The sequence below is a fragment of the Capnocytophaga sputigena genome (assembly GCF_900446695.1).
In the GTDB taxonomy this organism is placed as follows: Bacteria; Bacteroidota; Bacteroidia; order Flavobacteriales; family Flavobacteriaceae; genus Capnocytophaga; species Capnocytophaga sputigena.
The window spans coordinates 52110-68297 of the sequence record NZ_UAVP01000010.1 but is presented as its reverse complement, the minus strand read 5'-3'; the positions used below and the strand labels follow the sequence as shown (position 1 = coordinate 68297).

The following is a 16188-nucleotide window of genomic DNA, read 5'->3' as shown; positions in this document are numbered from 1 at the left end:
ACTTTGACAATGTGTGTGATACAAAAGCAATTTTAAAAATCAGCTTGTATAGTTTTGATGAGTTCATCGGGGTCTTTGAATTTTACAAAAGCTCCATTCTTGAAGTAAGAGATATACCCTGTTTCTTCAGAGACTACTAATGCAGTAGCATCGGTTTTTTCGGTAATGGAAATAGCAGCTCGGTGGCGCAAACCGTAGCGTTTAGGCAAATTGATTTCACTTGCCACAGGCAATATCACCCTTGTAGCTACAATATGATCGCCCTTTATCACAATAGCTCCATCGTGTAGCGGGCTGTTTTTATAAAAGATACTTTCAATAATAGGCTCGGAAAATTCTATATTCACCTTGTCACCCGTTTCAGTTACAAAATCAAGGGGCATATTGTGTTCCAAAACAATAAGCGCTCCTGTATTGGTAGTTCCTAATTTCAAACATACATTTACCAAACTTTCGATATTGAGTACAATTTCCTTTTCTTTAAAAAAATGAAATACGCGTTGTAACTTGTTGCGCGCTGTGATATTAGTAGAACCCAATGTGAGCAAAAAGCGACGTATTTCCTGCTGAAACACAACTATTAATGCAAAGACTCCTACCCCAATAAACTGACCTAATATACTGCTGAGTAACTGCATTTGCAGGGCTTCTGTAATTTTCCATATCAGGTAGATAATCACAATCCCCATAAAAATATTGATAGCTACCGTACCCCGAATCAATCGGTAGAGGTAGTACAAAAGGGATGCAAATAGCAGTATATCAATCGCATCGACAACGGTAAAGTCTAAAATATCGAATAGTTTCATTGTATTTTTTCAAAGAGTGTTACACATTCTTTAGCTTCTTTTACATCGTGTACCCGCAAGATGTGTGCCCCTTTCATTAGGGCAATGGTATTGACTACGGTAGTAGCATTCAGTGCATTAGCGGGGTCTGTTTCTAACAATTTGTACAACATCGACTTGCGGGAAAAACCTACCAATAGCGGACAACCAAAACACTGAAATAGTTCTAAGTGCTTCAATACTTCGTAATTCTGGTCTAAGGTTTTAGAGAATCCAAAGCCTACATCTACTATAAAATCATTAATTCCTGCTTCTAAGGCTTTAGCTTTGCGCTCGGAGAAATAGTAACGCATATCGCTGATGATATCCTTATAATCAGTATGTTGTTGCATTGTTTGGGGGGTACCTACAAGATGCATCGCAATATAAGGCACCTGAAATTGTGCTACTACGGTGAGCATCTGATCGTCTAAAAGTCCCGCAGAAATATCGTTGATTATACAAGCTCCTTCTAAGAGCGATTGGCGTGCTACCTCACTGCGGAAAGTATCTACCGAGATACGTATCTCGGGGAAATGTTGTACCAAAGAGCGTACTACAGGTACTACCCTATTAAGTTCTTCAGTTTGTGAGACTTCAGGTGCATTGGGGCGGGTACTATAGCCCCCTACATCAATAAAATCTGCGCCGTGAGCAAGCATTGTTTCTGCGCGTTGTAAGAGCGTTTTTTCGGTTACACGACTCCCTTCGTAAAAAGAGTCGGGGGTATGATTGAGGATTCCCATCACTTTTGGGGTATCCATAGAGAGTAATTCTCCTTTACAATTGATGGTCATAAATATTAGGTGTCAGGTGTCAGGTGTCAGGTGTTAGGTTTCAGGGTTCAGGGGGTTAGCAGTCTGCCATATTTACGGCGACGGCTAAACCACCTTCGGAGGTTTCTTTATATTTAGAATTCATATCTTTGGCAGTTTGCCACATTGTATTTATCACCTTATCCAAAGGAACTTTGGCATTCTTAGGGTCGGTTTCGATAGCCAATTCGGCAGCGTTAATTGCTTTGATTGCCCCCATTGCATTGCGCTCAATACAAGGGATTTGCACCAATCCGCCAATAGGGTCGCAAGTAAGCCCCAAGTGGTGTTCCATTGCTATTTCGGCAGCGATGAGCACCTGCTCAGGAGAACCGCCTAAGAGTTCACAGAGTGCGCCTGCCGCCATTGCTGATGACACCCCTATTTCCGCTTGACAACCACCCATAGCCGCCGAGATGGTTGCCCCTTTTTTGAAGAGACTGCCTATCTCGCCTGCCACCAAGAGAAATTGCTGAATGTGCTCCTCAGTAGCCTGTTGGTTTTCAATAGTTACGTAGTAGAGCAACACCGCTGGAATTACTCCTGCACTTCCGTTAGTAGGTGCGGTAACCACACGCCCTAACGAAGCATTCACTTCATTGACTGCCAGTGAAAAACAACTCACCCATTTGAGAATTTCTCGGAACTTAATATTCGTTTTCTTGATAGAGTTCAGCCAATTTTCAGGACTATTATAGGTAACTACCCCAATGAGGTTCTTATGGATATCATAAGCGCGACGGCGCACGTGCAAGCCGCCAGGAAGTACTCCCTCGGTATGGCAACCTATATAAGTGCATTCCAGCATTGTATGCCATATACGCATCAACTCGCTGTGAATTTGCTCCTCGGAGCGCAAGGATTTTTCGTTTTCATAAACTATTTCAGATATTTTCTTACCCTCTTGCCGACAATAGTTTATCAATTCTTCAGCTTTATCAATAGGAAAAGGAAAATTGCGTCGGTTATCATCTTTAGTTATTTTTTGTTCCCCTTCTTTTACTATAAAACCACCCCCTACTGAGTAGAAAGTAGAAGCATAGCTAAAGTCTTCACCTTCAGCAGTAAAAGTAAGCCCATTAGCGTGAAAAGGCAAGAAATTCCTGTTAAAAACGATATTTTCTTTAGGGTTGAAGTTGATAATCTGTTCGTTACCCAAACAGAGTTTTTGATTGTTAGTAATAGCTGTAATGATTACGTCTAAGCTCTCAATAGGCACATACTCAGGGTCGGCACCACTGAGACCAAGCATTACTGCTAAATCAGTAGCGTGTCCTTTGCCAGTGAGGGAAAGAGAACCATACAAATCTACGTGTACTTTCGTTGTTTTGGACAATAGGCGCTTCTCTCTCAATTCTTTGAGGAAAGCCTCGGCAGCACGCCAAGGACCTAAAGTGTGAGAGCTGGAAGGTCCTACCCCTATTTTAAGCATATCGAATACACTTATTCGTTCCATTTAATTTACTATAAGAGTTTTAAGACCGCAAAAGTAGGAAACAATTAGCAAATTAGCAAAAATTTTATTTGTGAAAACAGTAAGTAACAAGAGGTAAGACTATTTTTTTATTTATCTTTTGTTTGTTAATTATTAACAGTTTTATATCTTTGTGCTTTCAAACGAAGTTTTTCAAAAGAATATGATCACTAATAAAGAATTAGAAGCCCTAATGAACAAAGTTGATGGGGCTGTAGATAAACAATATGATTTCATCAAAGAGATGAAAGGTATTAAAAACTACCTTTGGGAGCTGAAAGCTACAATGCAGGAAAGTACTGAGAGAGCAACTATTGCGCCTCCAGTTATAGAGACAATTGCAGAACAGCCTATTGTACCCACAGTGGTAGAAGAAGAAAAACTTGATCCTACAGTAGTGGAAGAAAAACTTGCTCCTGCTGCAATGGAAGAAGTTATAGAAAAAACTGCTGAAGAAACTGTAGAAAGAGTTGCTGAAGACCCTATTATTAATCCTCAAATAGTAGAAGAAGTAACAGCCGAAGAAACTACTATTGCACCTCAACCCATAGAAGCAAACCAACCTTACCATAGCAGAAAACCTGATTTTGAAAAACAAGTAGACAATTGGTTTAAACCTAAAAAATCTATTAACTGGGAACGTTTTATTGGTGAAAACTTATTCAGCAAAATAGGGATAGGCATTATCATTATTGGGGTGTTTATAGGAGTAAAATACTCTATAGAACACAACTTAATCAGCCCTGCAATGCGATTGGTATTGGGCTACTTAGTGGGAGCAGGACTTTTTGTGGCAGGAGCAATGCTCAAAAAGAAATACGAGAGCTTCAGCGCAGTGCTTGTGAGTGGAGCGATGACGATTTTCTACTTCGTTACTTTTATAGGTTATTCGGTATTTAATTTCTTCCCGCAGTCGCTTACCTTTATACTGATGTTCCTCTTTACCGCCTTTACGGTAGCCGCATCGCTAAACTACAACAAAGTAGTGATTGCACTGATAGGCTTAGTAGGTAGTTATGCCGTTCCATTCTTACTGAGCGATAACTCAGGACGCGTATCTATTTTGTTTGCTTATACAGCTATTATCAACATTGGGGTACTCATCATTTCGTTCTACAAACAATGGCGTTCTCTTTATTTATCAGCTTTTGTTTTCGCTTGGTTAATGTTGCTTTCATTGTGGGCTAACAATTACGAGTACGATGATTTTGCACCTTATTTCACTTTCAATTTAGTTACTTTTCTCACTTTTTATATAGCTTTTATCTTCCAGAAAATACATCAAGAAAAAGAGTTAAAAGGTTTAGATGTAATACTATTCCTATTTAATAGTTTGCTTTTCTTTAGTATGGGAGTGTGGTATATTCACGACTATTCTATAGGTAATCGCACTGCTATAGCGGCATTCACTTTGGTAAATGCCTTATTGCACTTTGGGGTAGCCTATTATTTCCATGTTAAAAAATTCCCTTCACAAGCTCTAAAATACTTGATATTAGTATTGGCGCTATCCTATGCTACTTTAGTGATACCTATCCAATTCAAAGGCTCTTGGATTACAGTATTTTGGAGTGCTGAAGCTGCTTTGCTCTTCTGGTTTGGTCGCCGCAAAAACTTGCTGGTATACGAGCGAATTTCATACGCTGTAATGGTATTGGCGAGCATCAGTTTATTAATCGATTGGACAAAAGCAGACTACAGTTTATACTATACAAATTTGAATGAGTTTAATAATATCGTTCCGTTTGGCAATGCGATGTTCATCAATGCATTGTTATATAGTGCTGCCTTTGGTTTTATGGCATATACACACCATTTAACTCAACTTGCTAACAAAGAAATCTACAAGCTCCTTACCATCATACTAAATATTTTGTGTGTAGGGTCTCTCTATTTTATATTCTTTAGAGAAATCGATATTTTGTGCGATGTAAGAGCTCTCCAGCAAACACCTAATCTTACAGATAATTATAGTGCTTGGGAAGCGTTAGATAATTTTAAAAACGTATGGAAAATAGTTTATAGTTTGCTTTTTGTTGTTGTTTACACCTTATTAAATATAAGATTGTTCAAATCTAAATTATTGGGTGAAATACAGTTTGGCATCAGCATTTTGCTCGCATTTATTTTTATGACCTTAGGGCTATACACTTTCAGTGAATTGAGAGAAAGTTACCTCGACAATCCACAATTATCACTTTGGTTCTTGAATGTGAGATATGTAGGGATTGTAGTTTTTGCTATATTCTGTTATACATCCTATTTATTGAGTCGTTTTCTCAATTTGAAAGAAGAAATGCAAAAAAGTTTAGAATTTGTTCTACACCTTATTATTTTATGGGTTGCCAGCAGCGAGCTTTTGCATTGGACAGAACTTTACCGCTCAGCTTCTAACTACAAATTAGGACTTACTATTTTATGGGGTTCTTACGCACTATTCTTGGTAGTTTTAGGTATTTTCAAACGGAAGAAACACCTGCGTATTTCAGGTATTGTACTCATCGGGTTCAGTATATTAAAATTATTCTTGTACGATACCACCCATTTAGATGCTTTGAGAAAAACTATTGTGTTTGTAATTCTCGGTTTCTTAGTGCTTGTAGCATCATTCTTTTACAATAAGTATACAAATAAGATTGAAGAAACAGACAAATCAGAGAACAACGAGACTACAGATAATAATGTAACCAATTGAAATTCAAAAGTGTAAAGAAATCACTTTTAAATATATCAAAATTTTATGAAAAGTTTAAGAAATAAAAAACTTTTTGTATATAAGAAACTTTGTACTTTTGTGCAATAATAACCAATATAAAATAAAATTTTGCAATGATTAGAGATTACAGAGACATTGAGCTCACTGTAGAGCGTCCTACTCCAATTGACAAAGAAGTAGGTTGGAACAAATCACAAGTAGTGATTAGTGAAACCGACGTTTATGGTCGTATTACTAACGTGAATGATGTGTTTTGCAATGTTTGTGGCTATTCACCAGAGGAGATGATAGGACAGCCTCACAGCATCATTCGTCACCCTGATATGCCTAAACTCGTTTTTAAACTCCTTTGGGATAACCTTAAAGTAGGTAACAACTTTATTGGAGTTATCAAAAACTTAGCTAAAAGCGGTGAATACTATTGGGTAATTACCGATTTTGAAATGCGCTGCGACGCAATGGGTAATATCACCCACTATATCGCTCGCCGTAAATCAGTTCCTAAAGCTGTTATTGAAAACTACGTAGCACCACTTTATGAAACCTTATTGAAACTTGAAAAAGTAGGTGGTATGGAACTCAGTTCTCGTTTCTTCAAAAACTATTTGGCTAAACAAGGCAAGGATTATATCGATTTCATCATTGATGTAATGAATGAAAACCGCGAAAATGTAGCCTTTGAAGAAATTCCTGTATCATCAGTAGATACCAGCACTGTAGTATCCGATGATATTGTAACAATGAATGAAGCTCAAAACGAAAAACGCAAAAGTTTCTTCAGTCACCTATTTAACTAGGAGAAAATTATTACTGAAGAACTTATTTTATTAACAATAAAAAGAGAAATAATATGTCAGATTTTCAAAATCCAGTACCTACTATCGAGCGTCCTACCCCTATAGACCGTGAAGTGGAATGGGATAAAAGCAAAGTACTCATCAGTGAAACTGATGCAGCAGGTACTATTACCAATGTGAACGATGTGTTTTGTTCAGTGGCACACTACTCAGCTGAAGAACTCATCGGGCAACCTCACAACCTTATTCGTCACCCCGATATGCCTAAATTGATTTTCAAACTCCTTTGGGATAACTTGAAAGTAGGTAACAACTTTGTAGGGGTTATCAAAAACTTAGCAAAAACAGGTGAATACTACTGGGTAGTAACCGATTTTGAAATGCGTCGCGATGAGACTGGTAAAATTACACACTACATTGGTAGACGTAAGTCAGTACCCGAATCGGCTATTACCAATTACGTGGCTCCTTTCTATGATTCACTTTTGAAAATGGAAAGAATAGGAGGTGTTGAACTCAGCAGTCGTTTCTTCAAAAACTACTTGGCTAAACAAGGTAAAGACTATATCGACTTTGTAATCGATATTATGTCGGAAGGACAACAACAAACCTTTAGTTCAGAAACTGTTTCTGCAGTAGATAATACACCAGCTTCTGTAATCGTATCCGATGACATTTTGAACGTAGACGACTCAATGAACGAAAAACGCAAAAACTTCTTTGAACGTTTGTTCTCTTAGTAATTTAATTTTTCATTGATTATACAAAGGAATAGAGCAATGCTCTGTTCCTTTTTTTGTGGTATGAGATTTGTAGCTCACTGCATATTGCTAATTGAAAAATATTTTATACTTTTGCCCCGACTAATTAATTCAATAACGAAAATGAATTTAACAGCCTATCATTTTGTGTCGCTGTTCCGCAATAATGTACAGCAATACCCACAAAAAGATGCCTTAATGGGAAGAGACGCTGCTTCTCAATGGAAAGGTATCACGTGGGAAACTTTAGGCAATACCACTACCCTTCTTTCTAAAGCCCTACTTTCATTGGGAGTACAACCTCAAGAAACTGTAGGGATTCTCTCTCAAAACACTCCTCAATGGTCGCTTGCCGACCTCGCTTGCTTGCAAATACGCGCTATTACGGTGCCTATATACACTACAAACACAGCCGAACAAGCTCTTTACGTGATGAATCACGCTGAAGTGAAAGTACTATTTGTAGGCGATGAAAAACAATACCAAAAAGTACTTCAAGTTGCTAATCAATGTCCATCATTACAAATGATTATAGTATGCGACAACGAGGTTGCTCTTACCGAAAAACAATATTCCATTCATTGGAACGACTTTTTAGCACTCGGCAGCAGCTCTCAGTACGATGTTGAGTTTGAAAAACGCCTTAAAGAACGCAACTTAGACGATCTTTTTACGATTATCTACACATCGGGTACTACTGGTGAACCCAAAGGAGTAATGCTTTCCTACGAGAACTTAGCTTTCCAAATGATAGGACATACTGAGCGCCTATCAACTGTGGATAACACCGATATTTCTTTAGCTTTCTTACCCTTATCACACGTATTTGAACGCGCTTGGACATTTTTCTGTCTTTATAAAGCTGTTACGGTATACTATTTAGACGATACTAATTTAGTGCGTGAAGCCCTTGCCCAAGTGCGCCCCACTTTGATGTGTGCTGTACCTCGTTTCTACGAGAAGATATTTGCAACAGTGCATGACAAAGCGGATGCTTCTTCCTTTGTGAAACGCAAACTCTTCCGTTTAGCCATTGCTACCGGTAGACGCGTGTTGAACTTGCGCGAACAAGGCAAAAAACCGTCATTAGCACTACAAAAAGCCTATAACCTTTTTGATAAATTAGTATACAAAAAACTAAAAGAAGCTCTTGGTGGTCGCATTAAGTTTATGCCTTGTGGGGGTGCAAATCTCGAACCCAGTATAGGTAGGTTTTTCCAATCAATTGGTATTAATTTGAAATTGGGTTATGGAATGACCGAAACAGTTGCCACCATATCTTGCTGGGGTGACAATCGTATCAACCCTCAATCGGTAGGGGAAGTAATGCCTAACGTACAAGTGCGTATAGGTGAAGATAACGAAATATTGGTAAAAGGAGGAATGGTAATGAAGGGTTATTACAAAAACCCCGAAGAAACTGCTAAAGTATTTACTCCCGATGGTTATTTGCGTACTGGTGATGCTGGTAAGTTAGATGGTAACAATAGTCTCTTTATTACTGAACGCATCAAAGAATTGATGAAAACTTCTAATGGCAAATACATTGCTCCACAAATGATTGAAGGTAAAGTGGGCAAATATAACCTTATTGAACAGATAGCTGTAGTTGCCGATGGAAAGAAATTTGTTTCAGCACTTATCGTTCCTAATTTTGAGATGCTGTCGCAAGCCTTAAAAGACCTCAACATTAAGTATAAAAATACAGCAGATTTAATCAAACACAGTCAGGTGATTGAGTACATAGGCAAGCAGTTGCAAAAATTCCAAAAAGACTTACCTGACTACGAGCAAATTAAGAAGTTTACACTACTTCCTTCAGCTTTTACGATTGAACGCAACGAGATTACCCCTTCATTAAAGTTGAGAAGAAAGGTGATTTACGCTAATTACAGTCGTGAAATAGAGGCGATGTACAAATAATTAACTAATTTGCCAATTAGGAGCTACCTCAATTGAAACATTCTCCTTTTTAACGGGGTGTAAAAAGCGAAGGCTATGAGCGTGAAGACAGATACCGCCATCGGGATTTGAGCGCTTAGCCCCATATTTCAAATCGCCTTTGATGTGCAACCCTATGGCAGCCAATTGTGCTCTTATTTGGTGATGTCGCCCTGTAATAAGGTCGATTTCCAATAAATAATAACGATCATAAGTTTTTAATAGTTTGTAGTGCAATACAGCCTTTTTGCTGTGTTGCACTTCTTTATTATAAGCAACCGATTTATTTTGCTTTTCATTGCGCACCAACCAGTGGATAAGCGTCCCTTCCTCGGCCGGAGGCATCGCATCTACCAAAGCCCAATAAGTTTTTTGCACTTCTTCCTTATTAGCAAACATCGCATTAAGACGCGCAAGTGCCTTAGATGTCTTAGCAAAAAGTACCACCCCCGTAGTAGGGCGGTCTAAACGATGAACTACCCCGAGGAACACCTCCCCAGGTTTGTTGTATTTTTTCTTAAGATAAGCCTTAACGATTTCGCTTAAAGGTATATCACCCGTCTTGTCGCCCTGAACTATGTCGCCCACTCGCTTGTTTACGGCGATAACGTGATTGTCTTCGTAAAGCACGTCTACGTTTTCGGCGTTTGTGATAAGTTTCATAATGTCGTTTATTAGTGAAGTAGAGAAAACGTATTCCATCGTAAAAAAGTCCGATGAGAAGTATAATTACTGAAATCAGCAGTGTATATATAGAAAGCCCACGTTCAATATAAAAATAACCCGCACTAAATCCCCCTAAAAAGAAAAAGGCAATGATGAAAAGTCGCAAGCGAATAGTATTTTTCAGTTGCGCGTGTTGATTTTCATAGTGATTGCGATTTAAATAAAGCCTTTGAGCGAGTTCAATACCCAAATCGGTAAAAAGTCCTGTAAGGTGAGTGGTGCGCACTACTGAGTTGGAGATTTTGGTTACAAAAGAATTCTGCAACCCCATCGCAAAGAGCAAGATACAAGCCGTTACATCTGTAGGAATTGCTTCAGGGAAAAAGAAGTGTAACCCTATTACCAATAACAAAGCAAAGCACTCTAAGAGTGTAGGTTTCAGATATTTATTTTGGGTACGATGGTAATTAGAACTTTCTATGAGCAACCCCGAAGTAAAAGAGCCCGACAAAAAAGCAAAGATATACAGAAAGTAAATCAATCCTTTCCAAAATTCGGCTACCGATACATCATAAATAAAATAAGCAAAGTGCCCCGTAACGTTTGTAGTGAGTTTGCCCACAAACAAAAAGCCCGTAACGTTCACCATTCCTGCAACGAATGAGAGCACTACGGCTATTTGTAAATTGTGTTTAGCGGTACGCTTTTTACCTTGATGACGGAACATTAGTACTGTTCATTTTCATTAGGAAATTCTACGGCTTTCACATCTTGGATATAATGAGTTACAGCCTCGTTGATGATTTCTTGCAAATTAGCATACTTGCGCAAAAATTTAGGGTGAAACTCATTGCTCATTCCCAGCATATCGTGCATTACAAGTACCTGACCATCAACAGCACTACCTGCGCCAATTCCAATGATAGGTATATGCACACTTTTAGCTACTTCTTCAGCTAATTTAGCGGGTATTTTTTCCAATACAATAGCAAAACAGCCTAATTGTTCGAGCAATTTTGCATCTTCTTTGAGCTTTTGCGCCTCAGCTTCTTCTTTAGCACGCAGAGCAAAAGAACCAAACTGATGAATTGACTGAGGGGTAAGCCCCAAGTGTCCCATTACAGGAATTCCTGCATTTACAATGCGTCTGATACTTTCGGCTTCTTCCTTGCCTCCCTCTAATTTAATAGCGTGAGCCCCACTTTCTTTCATTATACGCGTAGCCGAACGCAATGCCTTTTTAGGGTCAGATTGATATGTACCAAAAGGCAAATCTACTACTACCAAAGCACGAGTAACCCCTCTTATTACAGATGAAGCGTGATAAATCATCTGGTCTAAGGTGATAGGCAAGGTTGTTTCGTGTCCTGCCATTACATTACTGGCTGAGTCGCCTACCAAAAGTACATCGATACCAGCGGAATCTAATAATTTTGCAAAAGTATAATCGTAGGCGGTAAGCATTGAAATCTTTTCGCCATTGGCTTTCATCTCTACTACCGATTTGGTAGTTACGCGTTTGTATTCTTTTCTAACTGCAGACATTTCTTTTTGTAGTTTAAAAATCGCGGCAAAGATATAAATAATTAACAAATTAGCCAATTTGTTGATTAGCAAATTTCAATCCATCTCTTAACGAAAAAACTTTTCTCTCATTCTTCTAAAAAATAATTGCTACCTTTGCAGCACGAATATTATATCTCATAGCGCTATGTATAGATTTGGAGAACCTAAAAGTTTAGATACAATTACTGCCAAAGATGTAATTGATAACAAATTATGGGTTTGGGTTTGGGAAGCAAACCTCGAAGAAGAATATCCCGAAGATTACCAAGTACCTGTATTGGGTATTGACAATTTAGAAAACAATTTTGCCGAGCCCATCATTACCTTCTACGTAAAGGGGCATAACGATTTGATAGCTTCAGCAAGTTATGATTTTTCTAAAGATTGTTTGTATGCTATTAGTATATGCTATAAAAATGAATGGTTCTCGTTAAACAATTTTCCTTTGCTCGAAGAACCTATTGAACTAAGTGCTGCTATGAAGATTAAAAATCAAGAAAACCGAAGTTTTATTTGTAAGTCAAAATTAGAAGATATCGCATATCCTAAGTAAATAAATGAATATCAACATTAAAGAATCTATAGAAGAAATGACTGCTGCCTTATTGCGTATGGCAGATGATATTTGTTATAACAGAATTTCTCGCAAGGTTGTTTATTTTACAAGGCTGATTAAGGAAAAACAAAAAAAAGAAGGTTTTGAAGAGACTGACAGAAATACTTTTCAACTTTATAAAAAAGGAAAATTCCTTACTGCTGAACAATTAGTAACCGAAATTAAAAAGCATCAGAAATATCTCAATGAGGTAGATCTCAATTTGTATTTTTCCTCTGCTGAAAAAACAGTAGTTTTAGCTTGCTTGATATTTACTGAGAAAAAGAATTGGTTTAGTTACAAACTTTCAGAAAGACTCATCTTTCATTGTGGCATAAAAATATCTCCAAGTTATAGTACAAATCAAGAAAACGGAAAAATGGATGTCAATTGGCATTTAGATAAATTTTTTGCCAAAATGACAAAAGAAGAAATAAAATTTTTAGCGGTAGTATTTAGGCAAATATACCTCTCAATACAAAGGGTTAATGACGCAGAAAAAGAGGCGTACTTTTCTTTTTTTGCAGAAAGAATGAAATATTACCTATATGCTCAACGTTTATTGAAGAAAAAGACGCAGCAAGAAGAAATTAAATTGAGATATATTGCTATGTACGAAACGCTTAACAAATTTATCCTTTTTGTAAAAGAAAAGCCATACCCCGCTTATGAGTTAAGGTATGAATTTTTTAAGTTTAGTGCTAACATTTACAGCTATTTAGAATCAAAACTCTTTTTTAGCAATCGGAAAAAATATGCTTATGTAGAACATTACAATCAAAACGATTTATACGGACAAACTTTTGATACGATTGAAGAAGTGCTTGACAAATTAGGCTGTCACAACATCATAACCAATATTCACAACACTACAATATGATAACCCCTGAAAAAAACAGACGAGCTATAAAAGCAATACATAATTTGATGATTCGTTTAAAAATAAATATCGTTCAAGAATTACCTCATAGAGAACTTTATAACCTTATAGATGAATTAGAATATCTACCTATTTTGTTATTAAACAAGGAAGATAGTACACAAGAATTTGAAGAGTATTTGAAAAAAATTTGTTCACAATTCCAATGTATGCGTATTTGGGGACAATATCAAGACGAAGAAGAACCTTATTATTAATCAACACTTTACAATATAAATATTTGAAATGTTTCTATTTTTCGACCTTTCCTATACGCCTCTCTTAGAACTCCATTTGCCCACTGCCTATATAGGTGAAACGCAAAACGGATTCCTTTCTTTCTACAAAAAAGCTACTCCTCAAGTACTCCAAAGTTTAACCAATTGGCAATTATCATCTGCCGAAAAAGAGGCTTTAGCGTTAGTAAACAATCTGCAAACCAATGTTCTTTACAACAAATACGCTAAAAAAGGTGAGACTTTTGAAAAACTATTCCAAAATCCTGCTACCAAAAAGTATATCCAAGAGCAAATAGAGGAACAAACTCACCAATTGCTTTTACTTATTGCTGAAAAAGAGCTATTTTTAACCATCAACTATTCCCCTAAGGACGATATTTCCAAAAAAAGGCGCTTTATAACTAAAGAAATACTCGAACCTCTATTAGTTTTCGAGAAAAAAGAAGAGGGTATTGCCTACCGCTTGTATATAGAAGAAAACGGACAAAAACACTTGCCTCATCAGTGCCAAATTGAACTGCTCAACAACACTCACACGTGGATTACTCTAAACCAAAAAGTGGTGCGTATCGCTCATATCAAAGCGTCTCACTTGAAACCTTTCCTCAACAAAGAGGAGACTTTTATTCCTGAAAGAAATCTACAAGAATATTTTGACAAATTTCTTCAAAAAATTCTGCGCAATGCTCAAGTAGAAGCTATTGGCTTTGAAATCATCGAAAAAACAAGTCTAAAAAACACTGAAATAGAACTTATCAACGATTTTTTTGCCAATCAGTACAAAATTGTACTTCATTTTGATTACGATGGCTATACTTTTAAAAGCAATCAAAATAAAAATATACATTCTCAACTAAAAATTGATAAAAACAACCGTATTACTATCTACAAATACAAGAGAAATAGCGAGGAAGAAGCTCAAATGAAACAACACCTCACCGATATAGACTTCTGTGAGGAAAGCGGTGTTTTTTCACTACAAAACACCGACTCTTTTGCAGCTTATTTTCACTTGTTACACCACCAGCAAAGGCTTAGTGAACAAGGATTTACCTTTCGCCTGTTTTTGGTAGACGGAAAAGAGGTGAATATGAGCACTTCAGAGCTTATTTATAGCAATACTAGCTCCCAAAACGACTGGTTTGACCTTTCTATTGAGGTAAAACAAGGTGAAAACAGCTTCCATTTTAAGGATTTAATCGGTAATATCAAGGAAAATAATCCTATTTACACACTTCCTAACGGAAAAATCTTTATTATTCCGCAAGAATGGTTTAGTAAATTTAGCAGTATAGCCAAACACAGCAAGCAACAAGGCGGAAAACTGCAATTAGCAAAGAATAATTATGTTCTTTTAGAGGCTATTCCTGAACTCAAACCGCAAAATATTGTCGAAAAGGTAACCTATACCCCCTCCCCTAACCTACGCGCAACCTTGCGACCTTACCAAGTGGAAGGCGTAGAATGGCTTTTGCAACACTATCACAACGGGGTAGGCGCTTGTTTAGCCGATGATATGGGATTGGGTAAAACCTTGCAAACCATAGCTTTATTAGTTGCCATTCACGATACTCTCCCCCTAAAAGAAAACAACTTCACCGATCTTTTTTCAGCTACCGAGCCTCAAAAAGAAGCTCTAAAAGTATTAGTAATATTGCCCTCGTCTTTGCTCTTCAATTGGTACGACGAGACCAAACGTTTTGCCCCTCATTTCAAATGCACCCAATACATAGGCAGTAGCAGTGAACGCAAAACAAAAGTACGCCGGCTTACCAATTACGATGTGGTATTCACCTCCTACCCCATTGTGGAACGCGACGGCAAAGAACTCGAAAAACTCGAATTTAGGTATATCATTTTAGACGAGAGTCAGCGTATTAAAAACAAGAATTCCAAGACCTTTAAAGCAATCAACGCTTTGAAAGCTGAGCATCGCATCGCTCTCAGTGGCACGCCTATAGAGAACGCCCTCAGCGATTTATGGGCGCAAATGCAGTTTATCAACCCTAATCAATTAGGGACTTATCCTTTCTTTTACAAACATTATGAGGTAGAAATCAGCAAGAAAAAGAATCCGCAAGCCTTGGAAGAACTCAAAACTTTGGTAGGCAAACACATTTTGCGCCGTACCAAAGAACAAGTACTCAGCGATTTACCCGATATAGAAGAACAACTCGCCTACTGCCCGATGAGTGAAGCCCAAGCCCAATGGTACGAGAGAGAAAAATCTAAAGTACGCAACCAGCTATTAGAAGCCTCAGAACCCATCAGCGAGTTCAATGCTCTGCAAATGCTCACCAAATTGCGACAGATAAGCAACCACCCTGTATTAGCTGATGCCGAAAGCACTATCCCTTCAGGCAAGTATCAAGAGGTAATTAGCTATATGGAAACTCTCCACACTGCACAGCACAAAGCTCTTATATTCAGTAGTTTTGTAAAACATTTAGAACTCTTTGAAGCGTGGTGCAAAACCCATAAAATAAAGTATAGCAAACTCACGGGAGCTACCGCTACTCACGAACGAAAAAGCCAAGTAGAAGCTTTTCAAAACCAAGAAGATGTGAGTTTCTTTTTCATATCACTCAAAGCTGGTGAAGTAGGGCTCAACCTCACCAAAGCCTCGTATGTATTGCTATTAGACCCCTGGTGGAATCCATTTTCCGAACGCCAAGCCATTGCACGCGCCCACCGCATAGGACAAGAAAACAAAGTGAACGTCATCCGATTTGTAAGCAAGGATAGTATAGAAGAAAAAATCATCAAACTACAAGAAAACAAAACTGAACTATTTGAAAATGTAATAGATGAAAATCATATCGTTAGAGATATTATCTCCCAAATGGATAGCCTATTGGAATAATTTTTGTAA

General features: G+C 37.7%; 14 protein-coding genes. 8 read left to right on the top strand and 6 right to left on the bottom strand.

Annotation, left to right across the window (positions count from 1 at the left end; genetic code table 11):
• Window positions 1-32: 32 nt before the first annotated feature.
• From DR017_RS11670 to DR017_RS11660, 3 genes are read right to left on the bottom strand one after another with little or no spacing between them, the layout of a single operon-like run.
• Window positions 33-809, bottom strand: a complete 777-nt coding sequence (locus tag DR017_RS11670; protein WP_002680782.1) for a diadenylate cyclase — start codon at window positions 807-809, stop codon at window positions 33-35.
• Complete coding sequence (gene folP / locus DR017_RS11665; RefSeq protein WP_002680682.1) at window positions 806-1624, bottom strand: dihydropteroate synthase; 819 nt, start codon at window positions 1622-1624, stop codon at window positions 806-808. Before folP ends, DR017_RS11670 begins: the two co-directional genes overlap by 4 nt.
• Window positions 1625-1679: 55 nt before the next feature.
• A complete protein-coding gene (locus DR017_RS11660; protein WP_002680799.1) occupies window positions 1680-3098 on the bottom strand; it encodes an L-serine ammonia-lyase in 1419 nt (472 codons plus the stop codon).
• A 181-nt stretch (window positions 3099-3279) separates the two neighbouring features.
• Here DR017_RS11660 and DR017_RS11655 point away from each other — a divergent pair, with 181 nt between their 5' ends.
• The 4 genes from DR017_RS11655 (at window position 3280) to DR017_RS11640 (ending at window position 9313) form a co-directional block, all read left to right on the top strand.
• Window positions 3280-5811: a DUF2339 domain-containing protein gene (locus DR017_RS11655; RefSeq protein ID WP_002680744.1), complete on the top strand. Its 2532-nt coding sequence runs from the start codon at window positions 3280-3282 to the stop codon at window positions 5809-5811.
• A gap of 134 nt (window positions 5812-5945) precedes the next feature.
• Complete coding sequence (locus DR017_RS11650; RefSeq protein WP_002680770.1) at window positions 5946-6629, top strand: PAS domain-containing protein; 684 nt, start codon at window positions 5946-5948, stop codon at window positions 6627-6629.
• A 53-nt stretch (window positions 6630-6682) separates the two neighbouring features.
• Window positions 6683-7369, top strand: a complete 687-nt coding sequence (locus DR017_RS11645) for a PAS domain-containing protein (RefSeq protein ID WP_002680743.1) — start codon at window positions 6683-6685, stop codon at window positions 7367-7369.
• A 144-nt stretch (window positions 7370-7513) separates the two neighbouring features.
• A complete protein-coding gene (locus tag DR017_RS11640; protein WP_002680742.1) occupies window positions 7514-9313 on the top strand; it encodes an AMP-dependent synthetase/ligase in 1800 nt (599 codons plus the stop codon).
• On the opposite strand, the gene DR017_RS11635 is transcribed toward DR017_RS11640, so the two are convergent.
• Genes DR017_RS11635 through panB form a run of 3 tightly spaced genes read right to left on the bottom strand, consistent with a single transcriptional unit; the run spans window position 9314 to window position 11542 of the window.
• Window positions 9314-9994: an RluA family pseudouridine synthase gene (locus DR017_RS11635; protein WP_040361571.1), complete on the bottom strand. Its 681-nt coding sequence runs from the start codon at window positions 9992-9994 to the stop codon at window positions 9314-9316. It abuts the gene before it with no gap.
• A complete protein-coding gene (locus DR017_RS11630; protein WP_002680741.1) occupies window positions 9885-10724 on the bottom strand; it encodes a YoaK family protein in 840 nt (279 codons plus the stop codon). The genes DR017_RS11635 and DR017_RS11630 overlap by 110 nt, the downstream gene beginning before the upstream one ends.
• Window positions 10724-11542 (bottom strand): 3-methyl-2-oxobutanoate hydroxymethyltransferase, encoded by an 819-nt coding sequence (gene panB / locus DR017_RS11625; RefSeq protein ID WP_002680694.1) that lies wholly within the window; start codon window positions 11540-11542, stop codon window positions 10724-10726. The genes DR017_RS11630 and panB overlap by 1 nt, the downstream gene beginning before the upstream one ends.
• A gap of 166 nt (window positions 11543-11708) precedes the next feature.
• Between panB and DR017_RS11620 the strand changes: the two genes are divergently transcribed.
• From DR017_RS11620 to DR017_RS11605, 4 genes are read left to right on the top strand one after another with little or no spacing between them, the layout of a single operon-like run.
• On the top strand, window positions 11709-12116 hold the full coding sequence (locus DR017_RS11620; RefSeq protein WP_002680748.1) for a hypothetical protein: 408 nt from the start codon (window positions 11709-11711) through the stop codon (window positions 12114-12116).
• Between the two features lie 4 nt (window positions 12117-12120).
• On the top strand, window positions 12121-13038 hold the full coding sequence (locus DR017_RS11615; RefSeq protein ID WP_002680666.1) for a hypothetical protein: 918 nt from the start codon (window positions 12121-12123) through the stop codon (window positions 13036-13038).
• Window positions 13035-13295, top strand: coding sequence for a hypothetical protein (locus DR017_RS11610; RefSeq protein WP_002680736.1), 261 nt, complete (start codon window positions 13035-13037; stop codon window positions 13293-13295). The genes DR017_RS11615 and DR017_RS11610 overlap by 4 nt, the downstream gene beginning before the upstream one ends.
• Before the next feature lie 28 nt (window positions 13296-13323).
• Window positions 13324-16179, top strand: coding sequence for a DEAD/DEAH box helicase (locus DR017_RS11605; RefSeq protein WP_002680796.1), 2856 nt, complete (start codon window positions 13324-13326; stop codon window positions 16177-16179).
• The last annotated feature ends 9 nt before the right edge of the window (window positions 16180-16188 follow it).